Raw genomic sequence first — 18,933 nt, 5'->3', positions numbered from 1 at the left:
CATGAACGCCCAAGTCCACCTGAACATGGTGTTCGCGAGCGGCCACGCCGACGCGATGCCGGTCGATTCCACCGACCGCCGTTTCTTCGTCATCGACCCGCTCGCGACCACCAATGCGCAGCAGTTCGCCGAGCGCATGCGCGCCCACCACGCTCACATCGAGGCGCATCAGCGCGCCAGCGGCGTGAGGGCGCGCCTGTGCACGCAGGGCTGCTACACGCTTTACAGCCAGCAGGGTCAGTTCATCGGCCGCACGGTGTCGGCGGGCGCGGCCGGCCACACGGCAGCGACGCTGCGCCTCATGGCGGCGCGCATGGCGCACAGCGAAGAGCTGGCGAACATGTGCCGCCTGGTGGATCTGGACTATGAGCGCAGCGGCGCGGTCTCCAGCGAGTCGATGGCGCTGCTGCGCAAGCTGCTCACCACCATAGGCACGCCATGAACCAGCCGAAAAGCTCCCGCGCCTGGGTGGAGTCGCTGATGAAGGCCGCATTCGACCGTCCGCGCGACCCGCGCAGCGACGAATACAAACGCGGCGTCCGCGCCGTGCTGGAGCTGCGGTTCCTGCGCACGTCCATCCCGCGCCTGTACCAGCCTGGAACGGCCAGCGACGACGCCTACTACTCGGGCATGCAGGAAGGCCACCGCATCTGGCGGGATCACCTGGAAGCGCACAAGGGCGAAGCTGCCTGACCTATCCGTAGCAGGACCTATGAAGGAGAACTCGATGTTTGCCTTGATTGCGTACTACCGTCACTACCGCAAATGCGGCGCCTCCGTGGGCACGGCACTGGCCAGGGCGTGGAGTATCCAGCGCCACGGGTTTTAACCATGGCGCGCCCGGATCCGGACCGCATGGCGCTGGAGATCGCGCACCGCGCCACCGCCTCCCTCGTGCCGCTGGACGAGATGCTGAAGCATCCCGCACAGGCGGCGCTCCTGAAATGTTTGGCACGCCGGCACATGCAGCGCCGGGCGCGGCCTGATGTGAAAAAGCTGCAAGCCAACGACAACGACTGAAAGGATTCACCATGTTCCAACTCAACAAGCCCGCGCTGCAGACCGCAGGCCAGATCCTCAACCAGCAGTGCCAGGCATCCGCCAGCGCGGTGCTGGCCGCGATGAACAAAGGCAGCAAGAAGCCGCTGCCGGCGCCTGCCGTCGAGGACCTGATCATGGCGGCGGTGGCCGACCTGGTGCGCGCCGGTCAGGGCTATCGCGCAAAGCACGTCACCGCCATTCCGCCGACCTCGCCGCTGCTCGACGACGGGCTGGCATCGGCCGCTATCAACATCTTCCACCTGGCCGCCGCCAACGACATCGACTTGGGCAGCGTCATCGCCGCGCAGCTGGCCGAGAGCCAGCCCTTCTAACTGAACCGAGGACGCCAACGCCATGAGCACCAAAGCATTCGCCGTCTTCCTGCAGGAGCTGCGCGACGGCCGCACGCACAGCGAGCTGAGCAGCCACCTCAACGAGCTGTTGAAGCACGTCAAGGACACCGGCAAGGGCGGCAGCGTCACGCTGCAGATCGCCGTCGGCCCGGCCGGCAAAGGCCAGGACGTGGACAAGGTGATCATCAAAGACAAGATCATCGCCAAGCTGCCGACGCCCGAGCGCGGCTCCGATTTCTACTGGCTCACCGATGACAACGAGCTGTCCCGCAACCACCCGCGCCAGTCGATGCTGGACCTGCGCGACGCCAGCACCCAACCACCATCCAATCTGAAGGAAGCCGCAAAATGATGTCCACCACCCCAGCGAACGACGACCTGATCTCTACTATCCGCGACCTCGCCAACGCGGGCGCCGAAGTGAAAGAGATCGAAGGCACTTTCCACCTGGTGGCCCCAGCCGGCTACCAGCACATCGACCTCACCAAGGTGATCCATGCCGTCGCGGAAACGCCCCAGCGCAAGGCCGGTACGAGCCATCTCGACTCCATGGAGAGCCTGAGCAAGTACCTGCTGGACCAGGCTAGCAACACCCGCTGCTACATCTACGCAGACACCGCCAGCCGCACCCTCACGGCGGTGCTGAACGACCACTACTCCGACGACGAGACGCCAGGCTGGCGCGATCACCGCGCCGTCTACAAGGCCGAGCTCACCCGCGAGTTCGCCAACTGGCTGTCGCACAGCGGCAAGGCCATGGAACAGGAAGAATTCGCCACCTTCCTCGAAGACAACATCGCCGATATCGCCGAACCGTCCGGCGAAACGCTGATGGCGGTGGCGCTGACGCTGCAGGCAAAGTCCGAAGTGAGCTTCAAGAGCCACCGCCGCCTGGACAACGGCCAGGTGCAGCTGGGCTACAGCGAAAACGTCAGCACCACCGCAGGCGCCGACGGCACGTTGGAAATCCCGCGTGAATTCGCTATCGGCCTCCGCCTGTTCAAGAACGGCGTTGGCTACAAAATCCGCGCGCGCCTGAAGTACCGCCTGACCGCCAGCAAGGTGAAGTTCTGGTACGAACTGGACCGCGCTGAAAACGCCATCGAGGAAGCGTTCGCTGGCTACGTGGCATCGGCACAGGCGACCGGCTTCACGGTGCTGATGGGCAGGCCGTAAGGAGCGAACGATGGATCAGACTAAAGACATCACTATCGGCACGCCCGTGAGCTTCGACACCGACCACGGCCCGCAGCGCGGCCAGGTGCTGAGCTTCAAGACGGACCTGAGCAACGGCTGCCGCGTGGCGCTGGTGAAGGTGCCGGGCACCCTCAACGGCGAGCCATGGGCCATGCCCGTAGCGCAGCTGCAGCACGCCGTCGCCGCGTAGTCGCCATGCGCCGCCAACTCCCGCCGGGCAACGTGCCTATGACTTCCGAAGCCCGGGACCGCCTGGCACTGGAGCTGCGCACGTCGGTGGAGACGCTGATCGCCGCGCCGTCGCCCGATTCGTACAACCAAGTATCGAAGATGCTGGCGGCGCTGGCCACGGCGGGTATGGAGTGCCCGGCGCTGGACAGCTCCAGCAGGACCATGAACGCCATCTGCGACCGCTTCGAGCGGATCGGCAAGGTGGGGCTCACGGACAGCGAAGCGCTGGCGCTGCGTCAGGGAGCGGCGGGCGTCGATGCCCGCCTGCCCTTCCTGCCGCTGAACAAGCTGAACAAGGCAGTAGCACAAGTAGAAGTATTTTGCGCCACCGTCGGCGCGTAACCATCACGAAAGAGTCACATGGAAACCATCACCCAAGAAGCGGCCACTGCCCTGAAACCACAATACCTGCGTATCGGCGAGGAGTCGGAAGCCGACGGCGGCATGTATGCCGGCATCGTGCGGGGCGAGGAAGGCCAGCCCGACTACCACCTGTTCCTGATCGCCAGCCGCGACAACAAGCAGTTCACCTGGGACCAGGCCATGGCGGCGGCAGCCGAAGTCGGCGGCGCCCTGCCCACCCGCCGCGAGCAGGCCATCCTGTTCGGCAACCTGAAGGACCAGTTCCAGCCGGACTGGTACTGGTCTTCCGAGCAGTACGCCCCGGACCCTGGCAACGCGTGGGGCCAGAACTTCAACGATGGCTTCCAGAGCCTCAACCACAAGTCGGCCGAGGGCCGGGCGCGCGCTGTCCGCAGATTGCCAATTTAGTCCTTCATCAATTCAAACCGGGCGAGCAGCCCGGCGCTCAACCACACCGCTGGAGTAAAAAATGGAAGTAGTGCACAAAATGATCACCGTGGACATCGGCGACGGCCACCTCACCGTGCCGACCGATTCGCTGGTAGGCGCCTGGCTGGACCGCGTGATGGGCAAGAAGCCCGCGCCAGCCCCCTTCATGGCCGTGCCGCGCATCGGCGCTGAGTGGCCGGGCCAGGGCGGTATCTACGCCGGCATCATGCGCGGCGAGGACGGCCAGTCCGACTACCACCTGATCGTACCCACCGACCCGGCCGCCTACAACGCTGAAATCGCCTGGGGCTCGCCAGGGCAGGACATGAAGGACGCCTGCAGCGAGTTCGATGGCTTCGCCAACACCGTGGCACTGATCCGCTCCGAGCACTCGCACCCAGCCGCCGAATGGGCAGCCGATATCGAGATTGGCGAGCTGTGCGACTTCTACCTGCCGTCCCGCCGCGAACTGCGCCTGCTGTGGACGAACGTGCCCGAGCTGTTCGCCGAGGGCTGGTACTGGTCCAGCACGCAGTACGCCCCGAACCCTGACAACGCGTGGGGCCAGGTCTTCGTCGGTGGCGGCCAGGACAGCAACCACAAGTCGGCCGAGGGCCGGGCGCGCGCTGTCCGCAGATTAATTATTCAGTGATTCATTAATTCGATGGCCATCCATACCGAACTACCGATCTACAAGCTGACCTACGAGTTGATGCTGCTGACCATGGAACTGACGAAGCACATGCCCCGCGAGCTGAAGGCCACCCTGGGCCGCAAGCTGCACGAGGAGTGCTTCAACCTGACCATCCTGGTCTACCGCGCCAACTGCGCCACGGCGAAAACGCCGCACCTCGACATGCTGCTGGAGCGAGTCCAGGTGACGGAGTTGCTGTTCCGCCTGGCGCGCGACCTGCGCGCGATCTCCACCGGCCAGTACAGCCGGGGCTTCGAGCTCACGGACAAGATCGGCAGGCAAGGCAATGGCTGGCGCAAGCATTCCGCATCGTCGCCTGCAGCGCCACCGTCAAGGCGGTGACGACCGTGCGATTTTTAATCTGGTCGTGCCGCTGGCTCACAAGGCCACCGCCATGCGCACCACAGGAACCAGCCGGCGGCGTCCGGCCAGGCCTGGCGCAGTTTCCCCGCTGATCGGCCGCAGGCCTTCGGCGGGGCGACGTAGATAGCACGAATGGACGCAGTACGCCCCGAACCCTAACAACGCGTGGAACCAGAACTTCAACGATGGCAACCAGAACAACAACCACAAGTCGGCCGAGGGCCGGGCGCGCGCTGTCCGCAGATCAATACGAAGCGGACTTCACCCTCGAAGAGCTGGCGGTCGCGTATTTCGACTGCCGGCGCAACAAACGGAACTCGGCCAGCGCGCTGGGTTTCGAGCTGCACCTTGAGCGCAATCTGATCGAACTGCACGACGAGCTGGCCGCCGGCATCTATCGCCCTGGCCGCTCAATTTGCTTCGTCGTCACCCGGCCCAAAGCCCGCGAAGTGTGGGCGGCGGACTTCCGGGACCGTGTCGTGCACCACCTTCTGTACAACCGCATCTCGCCGCGCTTCTACGCCTCGTTCAACCAGGACAGCTGCGCGTGCATTCCAGGGCGCGGCACACTCTACGCAGCCCAGCGGCTGGAGGCGAAGATCCGCAGCGCCACGCAGAACTGGATGCTGCCAGTCTGGTACCTGAAATGCGACCTGGCCAACTTCTTCGTCAGCATCGACAAGCTGGTGCTGTGGGAGCAGATCGCCGCCCGCGTCACGGCGCCGTGGTGGCGCCAGCTGGCGCACACCATCCTGTTCCACGATCCGCGCCTGGACTACGAGCTGCGCGGTGCGCCGCACCTGCTGCACCGCGTTCCCGCGCACAAGCGGCTGGGCAACCAGCCGGCGCACTTGGGCCTCCCCATCGGGAACCTGTCGTCGCAGTTCTTCGCCAACATCTACCTGGACAAGCTGGACCAGCACGTCAAGCACCAGGTGCGCGCGCGGCACTACATCCGCTACGTAGATGACTTCGTGCTGCTGCACGAATCACCGCAGTGGCTCAACACGGCGCTGGCCGACGTGGAGCAATTCTTGCCGGACGTGCTGCACGCCCAGTTGAACCCGTCCAAGACCATCCTGCAGCCGGTGGACCGCGGCGTCGACTTCGTCGGCCACGTGATCAAGCCGTGGCGCAGCCACACCCGGCGTCGCACCGTCAACGAGGCCATCCACCGCGTGAGCCGCATCGAGCCGGACGACGTCTACACGTCCGCGAACAGCTACTTCGGCCTGCTGCGCCAGGCGTCGGCCAGTCACCAGGACAGGGCCGCGCTGGCGCGTGCCGTGCTGCGGCGCGGGCATAGCGTCAACCAGGCATTCACCAAGACCTATAGGAAATCAACATGAGCGCACCTCAATTCATTCTGCCTCTTGACGACGAACTGATCGTCGATGAATTCGCCTGCGGCGGCGGCATGTCCGAAGCGATCGAACAGGCCACCGGCCGCCATGTCGATATCTCGGTCAACCACAACGACGACGCATGCAGCATGCACGCCGCCAACCATCCGCAAACCGAACACCACTGTCAGGACGTGTTCGACGTCTGCCCGATCAAGGTCACGCGTGGCCGCCCCGTCGGGCTGCTCCATATGAGCCCCGACTGCACAGACCACAGCCAGGCGAAAGGCGGCCAGCCTCGGAGCAAGAAGCTGCGGGGGCTGGCCTGGATCGGGATTCGCTGGGCTGGCCAGAAGCGGCCGCGCGTCATCACGCTGGAGAACGTCAAGCAGATCCGCCAGTGGGGGCCGCTCGTCGCCAAGCGCTGCAAGACCACCGGCCGCGTGGTCAAGCTCGACCGAAGCGTCGCAGCCCCAGGCGAGCGCGTGCCGGTTGAGCAGCAGTTCCTGGTGCCCGACCCGAAACGTATTGGCCAGACGTGGAAGAAGTTCATCAGCTTGCTGCGAGCGAATGGCTACGAGGTCGAAGACCGCATACTCTGCGCCGCCGACTTTGGCGCACCCACTACGCGCCGGCGACTCATCATGGTGGCACGCTGCGACGGCGCGCCCATCATCTGGCCAGAACCAACCCACTTCAAGGTGCCCAAGCGCGGCCAGAAGCGCTGGGAGGCAGTCAGCAAGCACATCGACTGGAGCTTGCCCGGGAAATCGATCTTCGACCGCCCCAAGCCGCTCGCGGACGCCACGATGCACCGGATTGCGCTCGGCCTGAAAAAGCACGTACTGGACAGCGGTGATCCCTTCATCGTGCCTATCGCCAACTGGTCCCGCGACACCATCGATTCGATCCGCGAGCCGCTGCGCACCATCACTGCGTGGCCAAAGGGCGGAGCACTTGCAGTGGTGCAGCCGACCCTGGTGGCCGCGTTTATCGACCAGGCGAACAGCGGGTTCAACAGCACGCCAGCGCGGGACCCGCGCGAGCCGCTATCAACCGTGACGAACACCGGCAGTCAGCAGCGGCCGGTGCTGGCACACCTTCTGCACCTGCGCGGCAATTGCGATGCCCGCGATCTGCGCGAGCCGATCCACACCATCAGCGCCGGCGGCCAGCACCATGCCGTCGTGGAATACACGCTGTCACCGGAAGCCGAGGAAGGCGCACTGCGCTGCGCCGCATTCCTGATCCGGTACTACGGCGAGGGCGGGCAATGGGGCGACCTGCGCGAGCCGATGGCCACCGCGACCACAAAAGACCGCCTGGCGGTGGTCACGGTGTGGATCAAGGGCGACCCATATGTCGTCGTCGATATCTGCCTGCGCATGCTCACGCCGCGCGAGCTGTACAACGCCAGCAGCTTCCCGCCCAGCTACATCATCGATCGTGGGCACGATGGCCGCGTCTTCAGCAAGGCCACCCAGGTCTCCATGTGCGGCAACGCCGTGCCGCCAAAACTTGGCCGCGCTGTGATCGCCGCGAATTATCAGCCGCCCTACCGCTTCGCCAGGGCCGCCTGAGCAAGCAACTCCGTACACTTTGAAAGGTATAACCATGTCGTCGCCAATATGGAACTTCATTGCCCAGATCGCAGCACGCCCCGCCGTAGCCAAGTGGCTCATCCGCCGCGCCCAGCGCACACCGTACAGCCCAATCATCAAGGACGGCGAGCTGTACATGGACCGGGCCTGGCTCTTCAACCCCTACCCGGACACCGGCGAGTCGGGCGCAGACCGCAAAGCATGGCGGTTTCCGATCTCCATCCGGATTCACCACATCGTGCTGCCGGACCAAGACCGTGATCTCCATGACCATCCGTGGAACGCCCGCACCATCGTGCTCAAGGGCGGCTACACCGAGGCGCGCCGGGAGAACAGGGTCTACCACCTCTACACGCGACTGGCCGGCGACACAGCGACGCTGAAGTACGGCGAGTACCACCGCATCACCTCCCTGGAGCCGGGCGGTGCATGGACCATGTTCATAACCGGCCGCTATCGCGGCACCTGGGGCTTTATGGTAGACGGCGCCAAAGTGCCGTGGCGCGAATATCTGGGACTGCCGGCGAAGCCCGCTGCGTCGCCAGCAACGGCAGGAAAGGCTCCGCGCCGCCGCATGATCAGCGAGCTGGCCGCTATTTACGGCACGTTCCTGGTGCTGGCGCTCTGGAATTGGTGGTGAGCCATGGCCGACATGTCCCAGGATGAGGCCGACAAGCACGACTTGCGGCTCCACCGCGCCAAGCAGCTGGCGCGCCAGGTGGAGTATCGCGGCCTGCTGCACTTCATTGCGGGCCTGCACTGGCACAAGGGTGACAGCGAAATGACCGTCTACTTGGAGGGCAGCGCCGAGCCGGTGCGGCCCTGCGAATTGACCCTGGTCGAACCACCCCAATAAACAACCGACAAGCAGAAAGGGGAATCCCGCTATGACGACCATGGACGAGCTGATCCTCTCGGATGATGAGATTTACCAGCTCACCCACTACCGCCGCCCAGCGCTCCAGCTGCGCGCGCTCAAGCTGCTGGGCATACCGGCCCTGCGGCTGCACGACAACACCGTGCGCGTGCTGCGCATGCACCTGATCCACCCGTCGGCAGCCAGCGCGGCACCGGCCCCACAACGGAAGTCCGCAAGACGATGAACCGCCGCAGAAAAGCAAACAAGGCCCTCCCCCAGCGCGTGTACCTGAAGCACGGCGCGTATTACTTCCTGCCCGCACTGCCGATGCGGAACCCGGCCACCGGGCGCGAGCAGAAGTGGATCCGCCTGTGCAGCGCCGCTGACGGCGAGAGCGCGATGCTCATGGCGCTGGCGGCGCTGAAGGGCGACAAGCGCGTGCTGGAAGGTTCGATGGCGTACGCCTGCGCCGAGTTCAAGGCGCACATGCTGGGCGACTACAGCGAGGAAGTGAAAAAGACCTACTGCCGCTACCTGGACGTGATCGCCGACGAGTTCGAGGAGTTCCATGCGGCCGCAGTGACCACCAAGGACTGCTCCGGCTTCCTGCGCGACAACTACCGCGCCACGCCGAACACCGCCAAGAAGCTGGCCGCCCTGATGAGCAAGCTGTTCAAGTTCATCATCGGCGAGCTGGGGCTGCGCCAGGACAACCCCATCGACCAGCTGGATATGTCGAGCTACAAAACCGGCCGGCGCGAGGTACTGGCCACGCACGACCAGGTGCGCGCGATCCGGGCGGCCGGCATGACCAGCAAGGAGCGCGCCGACACCGGCAAGACGCAGCCCAATCCCAGCGGGCCAATGTTCGCTTGCATCATCGACATCTCTTACCTTCTGTGGGCCCGCGCCATCGACATCCGCCTGCTGAAGGAAGACCAGATCGAGGACGGGCGGATCCGCATCAAGCCGAGCAAGACCCAGAAGTCCAGCGGGAAGATGGTGGATATCACGGTCACGCCGGCCATCCAGGAGGTGCTGGACCGCGCGCGCCGGATCAAGCAGACCTACGGCGGGAAGGCGGCCAAAAGCCGCTACCTGTTCCCTACGCGCCAGGGTGGGGCGTACACGAAGACAGGCCTGTCGTCCATGTGGGACAGGGCGAAGGAGCGCATCGGCATGACGGAGGACGTGGTGTTCAAGGACATCCGCGCGCTGGCTGCCACGGATGCGGCGCGGCGCGGCGAGCACCGCGACGATATCCAGCGGCGCCTGGTGCACACGTCGGGCAAGACCACCGACATCTACATCAAGGAGGTCATCGCGGACGTTTCAGGGATCAGCATGGACCTACCATGGCTCGGTGAAAAGTAGCCAGAAACAACAAAGCCCGATGTGGATATTAGACAATCGTCTAATATACAGCACTGGGCTTTTATACAGCTTCGTTGCTAACTCTTTGATTTATCTGGTCGGGACGGTGTGATTCGAACACACGACCCCTTGCACCCCATGCAAGTACGCTACCAGGCTGCGCTACGCCCCGACGAACGAAAGCATTATAGCAGCAGGTTTGGGATTTTGGTAAGAGTGCTTTATGCTTAACGTATGATTAATTCCATCAACTCTGCCGCGGCGCTGATTGCCCAGGCCGATGCGCTCATCGTGGCTGCCGGCGCCGGCATGGGGGTGGACTCGGGTTTGCCCGACTTTCGCGGCAACGAGGGCTTCTGGACAGCCTATCCGGCGCTGGGCCGCGCGCGGCTGGACTTCAGCAGCATCGCCTCGCCGCGGGCGTTCCGCGCGGACCCGGCGCTGGCCTGGGGCTTCTACGGCCACCGGCTGGCGCTGTACCGCGCCACCGTGCCGCACGCGGGCTTCGCGCTGCTGCGGGCCTGGGGCGAAGGCATGGAACATGGCGCCAGCGTCTTCACCAGCAATGTGGACGGGCAGTTCCAGCTGGCTGGCTTCGACCCGCAGCGGGTGCTGGAGTGCCACGGCTCGATCCACCATCTGCAGTGCTTGCGGCCCTGCTGCGGCGACATCTGGCGCGCGGACGGCTTTGTGCCGGCGGTGGATGCCGATGCCTGCCGCCTGCGCAACGCGCCGCCCGCCTGCCCGCACTGCGGCGGACTGGCGCGGCCGAATATCCTGATGTTCGGCGATGGAGCATGGCTGGAACGCCGCGCGGCGGCGCAGGAGGCGCGCATGCAGGCCTGGCTGGCGCGGGTGCGCCGCCCGGTGGTGGTGGAACTGGGCGCGGGCACCGCGATTCCGTCGGTGCGCCGCTTCAGCCACGGCGTGGTGCAGCGCCACGGCGGGCGGCTGGTGCGCATCAATCCGCGCGAGCCGCAGGTGCCGGGAAGAGAAGACGTGGGCATCGCCATGGGCGCGCTCGACGGCCTGCGGGCCATCGCCGCCGCCATGGAAAAGCTTTAGACGACTTTCAGCGCGATCGGCGCCAAACCGTCAATCTGCGCCACCATGGTCTGGCCGCGCACCACTGCGCCCACGCCTTCCGGCGTGCCGCTGAAGATCAGGTCGCCCGGCTGCAAGGTGAACAGCGTGGACAGGTTGGCGATGGTCTCGCTGATCGACCAGATCAGGTGCGTGATGTGGCTGGACTGCTTGACCGCGCCGTCCACTTCCAGCGTGATGGCCGCCTGCGCGATGCCTTCGGCCTGCGCCGCGCGCGTGATCACGCCGATGGGCGCCGAGTAATCGAAGGCCTTGCCGATTTCCCATGGACGCCCGGCGTCCTTCATCTGGCCCTGCAGGTCGCGCCGGGTCATGTCCAGGCCGACCGCGTAACCGAATACGTGCTGCAGCGCGTCCTCCACGGCGATGTCGCTGCCGCCCTTGCCGATGGCTACCACCAGTTCGCACTCGTAGTGGTAATTGCCGGTCCTGGGGGGATACGGCAGCTCGGCTACGCCCTGCGGCGGCACCGGCAGCACGGCCATGGTGTCGCCCGGCTTGCAGAAGAAGAACGGCGGTTCGCGGGTCGGGTCGGAACCCATTTCGCGGGCGTGGCCGGCGTAGTTGCGGCCGACGCAGTAGATGCGGCGCACCGGGAACAGCGCGTCCGTGCCGGCTACCGGCAGGCCGGCGATGTCGTGGGCGGGGAAGATGTAGGGAGAGCTCATCGTGTCCTTTTTATGAGAACAGCATCGCCTTCATGGCGATGCCCATGTAGCGCGCCAGCGCCGCTTCGTTCAGCTTGGGATTGTGCACCACCCGCAGGTCCAGTCCCTGGAAGATGCAGATCATGGCCTCGACCAGGCCGTCCATGGTGTCGTCGTCCACCGCCAGCCCTTTTTGCTCGCGCGAGGCCTTGAGGATGGCGCGGAACTGCGCGCGCGAGCGCCGGTCGGCGTCGTGCACCACTTCGGCGATCTTGGGATTGCGCGCCGCTTCGGCGGAAATCTCCAGCGCCAGCGGCCAGGTGTTGGGGTCCAGGTGCTCGCTGACGTGGCGCGGCGCGTCGTCCACGATGGACTGCAGCGGGTCGGCCTGCTGCTCCAGGTCGCGCATCAGCTGCGACACGCGCTCCACGTTCTGCTCCACGAAGGCCGCGATGATGGCGTCCTTGCTGTCGAAGTAGTTGTAGATATGGCCGGCGCTCATGCCGGCCGCCTTGGAGATCTCGGCCATGCTGGCGCCGTGGAAGCCGCTGCGCCCGAAACAGGCGGCCGCAGCGTCCAGCACCTGCTTGCGGCGCACCAGGGCGCGCTCCGGGTCGAGATGGCGTTTTTCGGTGGTGCTCATGAGGGTTCCTCGTGTTCGATGCGGTACTGTGGCCAACGCCGCGCATTTTGTCAATTTGGCGTACAACAGCAGGCCCGATTGGTGATACCATAAAGACAACACAAACCAGCACAGGGTGTCGTCCATGATGACCTACAAGACCGCGCCATCCATTGAACTGCGCCCAGCCACGCTGGCCGACCAGGCCTTTTTGCAGCGCTTGTATGCCAGCGCACGCGGCACGGAGTTCCGCCTGCATGGCTGCGACGCGGCCACCGAGGCGATGTTGCAAACCGTCCAATTCAAGGCGCAGCAGACCGATTTCCAGCTGCAGTATCCGGACGCCGAAGCCACCATCATCGTCGAGCGCGAGCGGCCGATCGGCCGGCTGTACGTGCAGTACAGCGACGACGAAGTGCGGCTGATCGACATCACGCTGCTGCCCGAATACCGGGGACGCGGCATCGGCCGGGGCCTGCTGCGCGGCCTGCAGGCGCACGGCCAGCGCCTGCACCTGCCGGTGCGCATGAACGTCTTGCTGGGCAACCCGGCGCAGCGGCTTTGCCAGCGCTGCGACTTCATCATGCAGGGACTGGACGGCCTGTACGCGGCCATGGAATGGCAGCCGGCGTAACACCCCCTGCGCAAGCGTCGCCCTGCCCCATCATTACTGGTAGCCGCCGCCCAGCACCTTGTACAAGGTGACCTGGTTGGCGGCGCGCGCCAGGCGGGCCGAGATCAGGCTTTGCTGTGCAGCGTATAGCGCGCGCTGCGACACCAGCGCGTTCAGGTAAGACTCCGAACCCTTCTGGTAGCGCGCCTCGTGGATGCGGAAGCTCTTCTGCGACGCATCGGCCAGCGCCACCTGCGACGCCAGGCGCTCGTCCAGCGTGCCGCGCTGGGCCAGCGCGTCCGCCACTTCCCGGAAGGCAGACTGGATGGCCTGCTCGTAGCGCGCCACCGCAATGTCGCGCTCCACCTTGGCCACGGCCAGGTTGGCCGTGTTGGCGCCGCCGTTGAAGATGGGAAGACTGATCTGCGGCAGGAAACTCCAGGTGCCCGAACCGGCCTTGAACAATCCGGACAGGTTGCTGCTGGCGCTGCCGGCGCTGCCGGTCAGCGATATGCTGGGGAAGAAAGCCGCGCGCGCCGCGCCGATGTTGGCGTTGGCCGCCTGCAGCGTGCGTTCGGCGCCCAGCACGTCCGGGCGGCGCTGCAGCAAGTCGGACGGCAGGCCGGAAGGCAGTTCAGCCATCGCCGCCACGCTGGCCAGCGGCGCCTGCTGCTGTTGCAGCTCGGCCGGCACCGCCGCGCCCACCACCAGCGCCAGCGCGTTCTCGCCCTGCGCCACCTGCGCGGTGTAGAGCGCCATGTCGTTGCGGGCCGCTTCCACGCTGGTCTGGGCTTCGTACATGTCCAGGCCGGACGTGGCGCCCGCGTCGAAGCGGCGCTTGCTCAGCTCATAGCTGATCTGCTGGCTCTTCAGCGTGTCGGCCGCCAGGCGCTGGCGCTCGCGGTCGGCCTGCAGAGTCAGCCAGGTGCCGGCCGTTTCCGCCACCAGGCTGATTTGCTGCGCGCGGCGCGCTTCCTCGGTGCCCAGGTACTGCTGCAGGGCCGCCTCGGACAGGCTGCGCACCTTGCCGAAGAAATCCAGCTCGTAGGACACGCCAAGGCTGGCGGTGTATTGGCGGCTCAGTTGTCCCTGGCCGCCTGGCGTCATATTGTCCGCCGTGCGGGTGGCGTTCTGGCCGCCGGACGCGGTCACGCCGGGCACCAGCGCGGCGCGCTCGATGCCGTACTGCGCGCGCGCCTTCTCGATATTGAGCGCCGAGACGCGCAGGTCGCGGTTGTTGGCCAGCGCCAGCGCGATGACCTGGCGCAGGCGTTCGTCGGCGAAGTAGTCGCGCCAGGCGATGTCGGCGGCCGGCTTGGCGTCTGCCGCCACCGGGGCGGGCTTGTAGGCGTCGCCTTGCGGCCAGCCTGCCGCCACCGGCGCCGCCGGACGCTGGTACACCGGCGCCAGGCTGCATGCGCTTAACAAGGTCGCGGCGCACGCCGCGGCGGCCAGGGAAAGTAACGTCTTTTGCATATCAGTGTGCTCCTGCTGCGGTGCCGGCAGCGGCGGCGGGTTTCCGTTTCCGGACCAGGCCGCGCACCAGCACGAAGAATACCGGCACGAAGAAAATGCCGAGGAAAGTGGCCGTCAGCATGCCGCCCAGGACGCCCACGCCAATGGCGTTCTGGCTGCCCGAACCGGCGCCGCTCGCGATGGCCAGCGGCAGCACGCCGAGGCCGAAGGCGATCGAAGTCATCAGGATGGGACGCAGGCGCAGGCGCACTGCCTTCAGCGTGGCTTCTCTCAGCGCCATGCCCTGCTCTTCCAGCTCCTTGGCGAATTCCACGATCAGGATGGCGTTCTTCGCCGCCAGGCCGACCACGGTCAGCAAGCCGACCTGGAAGTACACGTCGTTCGCCAGGTGGAAGCCCCAGGTGGCCAGCACCGTGCCGATGACGCCCAGCGGCACCACCAGCAGCACCGAGAACGGCACCGACCAGCTTTCATACAGCGCGGCCAGGCACAGGAACACCATCAGCAGCGACAGCGTGTACAGCACCGTGGTCTGCGAGCCAGAAGCGCGCTCTTCCACCGACAGGCCGTTCCACTCGAAGCCGATGCCCGGCGGCAGCTGGGCCGCCAGCTTTTCCACTTCGGCCATGGCTGCGCCTGAGCTGACACCCGGCGCCGGCATGCCCTGCACGTTCACCGACGACAAGCCGTTGAAGCGTTCCAGGCGCGGCGAAGCGTAGATCCACTGGCCGCTGGCGAAGGCGGCGAACGGCACCATCTCGCCTGCGTTGTTGCGGACGAACCATTTGCCCAGGTCTTCCGGCGCCATGCGTGAATCCGGCTGGCCTTGCAGGTAGACCTTCTTCACGCGGCCGCGGTCGACAAAGTCGTTCACGTAGGACGAGCCCCAGCCGGTGCTCAGCACGCGGTTCACATCCGCCACGGACAAGCCCAGCGCGGTCGCCTTTTGCTGGTCCACGGTGATCTTGTACTGCGGCGTGTCGTCCTGGCCGTTGGGGCGCACGCCCACCAGCAGCGGGCTCTTGGCCGCCATGCCCAGCAGCTGGTTGCGGGCGCCCATCAGCGCTTCGTGTCCCAGGCCGGCCTGGTCCTGCAGCTGCAGGTCGAAGCCGCTGGCGTTGCCCAGCTCGAGCACCGCAGGCGGCGCGAAGGCGAACACGAAGGCGTCGCGGATCTGCGAGAAACTGCCCATGGCGCGGCCGACGATGGCTTTCACGTTGCCCTCCGCGCCAGGGCGCTCGGCCCAGTCCTTCATGCGCACGAAGGCGATGCCGGTGTTCTGGCCGTTGCCGCCGAAGCTGAAGCCGGCCACGGTGAAGATCGATGCTACGTTCTGCTTTTCATTGGTCAGGAAATGCTGCTCCACCTGCTCGATCACTTTCAAGGTGCGCTGCTGCGTGGCGCCGGCCGGCAGCTGGATCTGCGCGAACAGCACGCCCTGGTCTTCTTCCGGCAGGAAGGAAGTCGGCAGGCGCATGAACACCACGGCCAGGATGGCAAGCAGCACGCCGTACAGCAGCATGGAGCGCTTGCCGCGTTTCAGCATGCCGCCCACCCAGCCTTCGTACTTGCTGCTGCCGCGCTCGAAGCTGCGGTTGAACCAGCCGAAGAAGCCGGTGCTGGCGGGCTGGTGGCCCTGGGCCACCGGCTTGAGCAGGGTGGCGCACAGCGCCGGGGTGAACACCATGGCCACCAGTACCGACAGCGTCATGGCCGAGACGATGGTGACGGCGAACTGGCGGTAAATCACGCCGGTGGAGCCGCCGAAGAACGCCATCGGCACGAACACGGCCGACAGCACCAGCGCAATGCCCACCAGCGCCCCGGTGATCTGGCTCATGGACTTGGTGGTCGCCTCTTTCGGCGGCAAGCCCTCTTCCGTCATGACGCGCTCGACGTTTTCCACCACCACGATGGCGTCGTCCACCAGCAGGCCGATGGCCAGCACCATGGCGAACATGGTGAGCGTGTTGATGGAGTAGCCCAGCGCGGAGAGCACGCCGAAGGTCCCCAGCAGTACCACCGGCACGGCCATGGTGGGGATCAGGGTGGCGCGGAAGTTCTGCAGGAACAGATACATCACCAGGAATACCAGTACCACCGCTTCCACCAGCGTCTTCACCACTTCCTCGATGGAGAGCTTGACGAAGGGCGTGGTATCGAACGCCACTTCAGCTTTCATCCCTGCGGGGAATTGCTTCGACAGCTGCCCGATCCTGGCGTTGACGGCTTTCGCCGTGTCGAGCGCGTTGGCGCCGGTGGCCAGCTTGATCGCCACGCCGGTGGCAGCGTTGCCGTTGAAGCGCGCCACGGTGTTGTAGTTTTCGCTGCCCAGTTCCATGCGGGCCACGTCGCGCAGGTGCACGGTGGCGCCGCTGGCGGTGGTCTTCAGCAGGATGGCGCCGAACTGCTCGGCGGTCTGCAAGCGGCTCTGCGCCGACACGGTGGCGTTCAGCTGCTGGCCCGGCACGGCCGGCGCGCCGCCCAGCTCACCGGCCGACACTTCCGTGTTCTGCGCGGTGATGGCGGCCGTCACATCGGCCGGGGTCAGCTGGTAGCTTTGCAGCTTGCTCGGGTCGAGCCAGATGCGCATGGCGTACTGGGAACCGAACAGGGTCACGTCGCCCACGCCTTCCACCCGGCTGAGGGGATCGATGACGTTGGCAGCCACGTAGTCGCCCAGGTCGGCCTGCTTCATGCTGCCGTTCTCCGACACGAAGCCCAGCACCATCAGGAAGTTCTTGGTGGACTTGGACACCACCAGGCCTTGCTGCGTGACGGCGGCCGGCAGCAGCGGCGTGGCCAGCTGCAGCTTGTTCTGCACCTGCACCTGGGCGATGTCCGGATTGGTGCCGTTGTTGAAGGTCAGCGTGATGCTGATGCCGCCGGTGGAATCGCTGCTCGAACTCATGTAGCGCAAGCCGTCGATGCCCTTCATCTTCTGTTCGATGACCTGGGTGACGGCGTCTTCCACCGTCTTGGCAGAGGCGCCCGGATAGGCGCCGCTGATGGTGATGGCGGGCGGGGCGATGCTCGGGTATTGCGCGATCGGCAGGCCGAGGATGGCGATCACGCCGCCCAGCATGATGACGATCGCCACCACCCAGGCAAAGATCGGCCGGTTAATAAAGAAACGTGCCATGGTCTGCCCCGCTTACTGCGCTGCGCGCTTGGTTGCCGCGGCCTGGGCCGGGGCGGAGGCAGGGGCGGCGGCCACCTGCGCCGGGGCGCCGGGGCGCACCTTCTGCAAGCCGTCGATGATGACGCGGTCGCCCGCCGCCAGACCGGACTTCACCAGCCACTGGTCGCCCACGGTACTTCCGGTGGCCAGCACGCGCTGCTCCACCTTGCCTTCATTGTTGAGCACCAGCGCGGTCGCTTCGCCCTTGGCGTTGCGGGTCACGCCCTGCTGCGGCACCAGGATGGCCTGCTCGTCCACGCCGCTCTCCACCACGGCGCGCACGAACATGCCGGGCAGCAGATCATGCTTGGGATTGGGGAACAGCGCGCGCAGCACCACGTTGCCGGTGCCGGGATCGACGCTGGCGTCGGCAAACTGCAGCTTGCCTTCCTGGGCGTACCTGCTGCCGTCGGCCAGCAGCAGGGTCACCCTGGCCTGGCCGCCGTCCTTCTTCAGGCTGCCGCTTTCCAGCTCGCGCTTCAGGCGCAGCATCTCGGTGCTGGACTGGGTCACGTCCACGTAGATGGGGTCCAGCTGCTGCACGGTGGTCAGCGCGCCGGCCTGGCCGGCAGTCACCAGTGCCCCCGGCGTGACGTTGGAACGGCTGATGCGGCCGGAGATCGGCGCCGCCACCCTGGTGTACTCCAGGTTGATGCGGGCGGTGTCCAGCGCCGCCGCCGCCGCTTCCACGTCGGCCTTGGCCTGCTCGGCGGCGGCCACCGCGTCGTCGTAGTCCTGGCGGCTCACGCCTTCAATCGCCACCAGGTCCTTGTAGCGCGCCACCTTCGGGGTGGCCGCCATCAGGTTGGCCTTGGCCTTGGCCAGCGCCGCCTTGGCGGAGTTGTACGCGGCCTGGTAAGTGGCCGGGTCGATCTGGTACAGCTGCGCGCCGGCCTTCACGTCCGCCCCTTCGGCAAACAGGCGCTTCTGGACCAGGCCGCCCACTTGCGGACGCACTTCGGCCACCTGGTAGGCCGTGGTGCGGCCCGGCAGTTCGGTGGTAATGGCCAGGCTGCGCGGGGCTACGGTATGGACGGCCACGGCCGCCACCTGCGCCGGTCCGGCGCCAGGTGCTGCGGCAGTGGTGGGTTGGCAGCCCGCGCTGAGCGCGGCTGCGGAAATCAGGATCAGGGAAATCGGTTTCATCGTTCGCCTTCGACAGTTGTCAGACATTGCTCTTTTTATAGAATGAACGATCATTCTAAGTCTGTCAAGAAAAAAAACCCGCTCGCAGCGGGTTGAAACGCTGCAGCAGGGGAACCGCAGCGGGGAGTAAAGCCGGTAACACGGCGCCATTGTAGTAAATCGGCAATGCTTCATCCATCACAATTGTAACCAGATGTAGTTTTCCAGAGTCAACTAGGTGCCATATGTGCTCTAACGTACAGTGCCTTTTTCTTGCCTGCGTTATTATTTTCACGACCTATATCCCAATGGCGAAC

General features: G+C 65.7%; 24 protein-coding genes and 1 tRNA gene. 19 read left to right on the top strand and 6 right to left on the bottom strand.

Annotation, left to right across the window (positions count from 1 at the left end; translation table 11 throughout):
• The first annotated feature begins 1 nt into the window (after position 1).
• The 17 genes from ASC94_RS11840 to ASC94_RS11760 all read left to right on the top strand — a co-directional run bounded on the left by ASC94_RS11840 (position 2) and on the right by ASC94_RS11760 (position 9,848).
• Positions 2–442, top strand: coding sequence for a hypothetical protein (locus tag ASC94_RS11840; protein WP_056394685.1), 441 nt, complete (start codon positions 2–4; stop codon positions 440–442).
• Positions 439–693: a hypothetical protein gene (locus ASC94_RS11835; protein ID WP_056394683.1), complete on the top strand. Its 255-nt coding sequence runs from the start codon at positions 439–441 to the stop codon at positions 691–693. The genes ASC94_RS11840 and ASC94_RS11835 overlap by 4 nt, the downstream gene beginning before the upstream one ends.
• Before the next feature lie 162 nt (positions 694–855).
• Positions 856–1,020 (top strand): hypothetical protein, encoded by a 165-nt coding sequence (locus tag ASC94_RS11830; RefSeq protein ID WP_157201390.1) that lies wholly within the window; start codon positions 856–858, stop codon positions 1,018–1,020.
• 11 nt (positions 1,021–1,031) lie between these two features.
• Entirely contained in the window at positions 1,032–1,373 is a 342-nt protein-coding gene (locus ASC94_RS11825; protein ID WP_056394679.1) for a hypothetical protein, read from the top strand.
• Positions 1,374–1,395: 22 nt separating this feature from the next.
• Positions 1,396–1,746 (top strand): hypothetical protein, encoded by a 351-nt coding sequence (locus tag ASC94_RS11820; protein WP_056394677.1) that lies wholly within the window; start codon positions 1,396–1,398, stop codon positions 1,744–1,746.
• Positions 1,743–2,570 (top strand): DUF2303 family protein, encoded by an 828-nt coding sequence (locus tag ASC94_RS11815; protein WP_056394674.1) that lies wholly within the window; start codon positions 1,743–1,745, stop codon positions 2,568–2,570. The genes ASC94_RS11820 and ASC94_RS11815 overlap by 4 nt, the downstream gene beginning before the upstream one ends.
• Before the next feature lie 10 nt (positions 2,571–2,580).
• Positions 2,581–2,781 carry a hypothetical protein gene (locus ASC94_RS11810; protein WP_056394672.1) on the top strand — a complete coding sequence of 67 codons (201 nt, stop codon included), beginning with the start codon at positions 2,581–2,583 and terminating at the stop codon, positions 2,779–2,781.
• Between the two features lie 38 nt (positions 2,782–2,819).
• A complete protein-coding gene (locus tag ASC94_RS11805) occupies positions 2,820–3,164 on the top strand; it encodes a hypothetical protein (protein ID WP_056394670.1) in 345 nt (114 codons plus the stop codon).
• An 18-nt stretch (positions 3,165–3,182) separates the two neighbouring features.
• Positions 3,183–3,593: a DUF1566 domain-containing protein gene (locus ASC94_RS11800; protein ID WP_056394668.1), complete on the top strand. Its 411-nt coding sequence runs from the start codon at positions 3,183–3,185 to the stop codon at positions 3,591–3,593.
• 61 nt (positions 3,594–3,654) lie between these two features.
• On the top strand, positions 3,655–4,266 hold the full coding sequence (locus tag ASC94_RS11795) for a DUF1566 domain-containing protein (RefSeq protein ID WP_056394666.1): 612 nt from the start codon (positions 3,655–3,657) through the stop codon (positions 4,264–4,266).
• Between the two features lie 12 nt (positions 4,267–4,278).
• The gene (locus tag ASC94_RS11790; protein ID WP_056394664.1) at positions 4,279–4,650 is read left to right on the top strand and encodes a four helix bundle protein; all 372 of its coding nucleotides are present in this window, start codon (positions 4,279–4,281) and stop codon (positions 4,648–4,650) included.
• A 206-nt stretch (positions 4,651–4,856) separates the two neighbouring features.
• Positions 4,857–6,020, top strand: coding sequence for an RNA-directed DNA polymerase (locus ASC94_RS11785; RefSeq protein WP_056394661.1), 1,164 nt, complete (start codon positions 4,857–4,859; stop codon positions 6,018–6,020).
• Entirely contained in the window at positions 6,017–7,594 is a 1,578-nt protein-coding gene (locus ASC94_RS11780; protein ID WP_056394660.1) for a DNA cytosine methyltransferase, read from the top strand. The genes ASC94_RS11785 and ASC94_RS11780 overlap by 4 nt, the downstream gene beginning before the upstream one ends.
• Before the next feature lie 34 nt (positions 7,595–7,628).
• Positions 7,629–8,255, top strand: a complete 627-nt coding sequence (locus ASC94_RS11775) for a hypothetical protein (protein WP_200955643.1) — start codon at positions 7,629–7,631, stop codon at positions 8,253–8,255.
• Between the two features lie 3 nt (positions 8,256–8,258).
• Positions 8,259–8,471, top strand: a complete 213-nt coding sequence (locus tag ASC94_RS11770) for a hypothetical protein (protein WP_056394657.1) — start codon at positions 8,259–8,261, stop codon at positions 8,469–8,471.
• Between the two features lie 31 nt (positions 8,472–8,502).
• Positions 8,503–8,718 (top strand): DUF4224 domain-containing protein, encoded by a 216-nt coding sequence (locus ASC94_RS11765; protein WP_056394656.1) that lies wholly within the window; start codon positions 8,503–8,505, stop codon positions 8,716–8,718.
• Entirely contained in the window at positions 8,715–9,848 is a 1,134-nt protein-coding gene (locus tag ASC94_RS11760; RefSeq protein WP_082616423.1) for a tyrosine-type recombinase/integrase, read from the top strand. The genes ASC94_RS11765 and ASC94_RS11760 overlap by 4 nt, the downstream gene beginning before the upstream one ends.
• 95 nt (positions 9,849–9,943) lie before the next feature.
• Here ASC94_RS11760 and ASC94_RS11755 read toward each other — a convergent pair.
• Positions 9,944–10,020: transfer RNA gene (locus ASC94_RS11755), tRNA-Pro, on the bottom strand.
• 62 nt (positions 10,021–10,082) lie between these two features.
• On the opposite strand from ASC94_RS11755, the gene ASC94_RS11750 reads away from it, so the two are divergent.
• Entirely contained in the window at positions 10,083–10,913 is an 831-nt protein-coding gene (locus ASC94_RS11750; RefSeq protein ID WP_056394652.1) for a Sir2 family NAD-dependent protein deacetylase, read from the top strand.
• Here the strand turns inward: ASC94_RS11750 and ASC94_RS11745 are convergent.
• Positions 10,910–11,620 (bottom strand): fumarylacetoacetate hydrolase family protein, encoded by a 711-nt coding sequence (locus ASC94_RS11745; RefSeq protein ID WP_056394650.1) that lies wholly within the window; start codon positions 11,618–11,620, stop codon positions 10,910–10,912. The genes ASC94_RS11750 and ASC94_RS11745 overlap by 4 nt on opposite strands.
• 10 nt (positions 11,621–11,630) lie before the next feature.
• Positions 11,631–12,242 carry a TetR/AcrR family transcriptional regulator gene (locus ASC94_RS11740; protein WP_056394648.1) on the bottom strand — a complete coding sequence of 204 codons (612 nt, stop codon included), beginning with the start codon at positions 12,240–12,242 and terminating at the stop codon, positions 11,631–11,633.
• A 124-nt stretch (positions 12,243–12,366) separates the two neighbouring features.
• On the opposite strand from ASC94_RS11740, the gene ASC94_RS11735 reads away from it, so the two are divergent.
• Positions 12,367–12,855: a GNAT family N-acetyltransferase gene (locus tag ASC94_RS11735; protein WP_082616422.1), complete on the top strand. Its 489-nt coding sequence runs from the start codon at positions 12,367–12,369 to the stop codon at positions 12,853–12,855.
• A 33-nt stretch (positions 12,856–12,888) separates the two neighbouring features.
• On the opposite strand, the gene ASC94_RS11730 is transcribed toward ASC94_RS11735, so the two are convergent.
• From ASC94_RS11730 to ASC94_RS11720, 3 genes are read right to left on the bottom strand one after another with little or no spacing between them, the layout of a single operon-like run.
• A complete protein-coding gene (locus ASC94_RS11730; RefSeq protein WP_056394646.1) occupies positions 12,889–14,310 on the bottom strand; it encodes an efflux transporter outer membrane subunit in 1,422 nt (473 codons plus the stop codon).
• Between the two features lies 1 nt (position 14,311).
• A complete protein-coding gene (locus tag ASC94_RS11725; protein WP_056394644.1) occupies positions 14,312–17,452 on the bottom strand; it encodes an efflux RND transporter permease subunit in 3,141 nt (1,046 codons plus the stop codon).
• Between the two features lie 12 nt (positions 17,453–17,464).
• A complete protein-coding gene (locus ASC94_RS11720) occupies positions 17,465–18,637 on the bottom strand; it encodes an efflux RND transporter periplasmic adaptor subunit (RefSeq protein WP_056394642.1) in 1,173 nt (390 codons plus the stop codon).
• Between the last annotated feature and the right edge of the window lie 296 nt (positions 18,638–18,933).

It is taken from the genome of Massilia sp. Root418, from assembly GCF_001425265.1.
Lineage (GTDB): Bacteria > Pseudomonadota > Gammaproteobacteria > Burkholderiales > Burkholderiaceae_D > Rugamonas.
The sequence above is the reverse complement of the archived record's forward strand: the minus strand, read 5'-3'. Positions and strand labels throughout refer to the sequence as shown.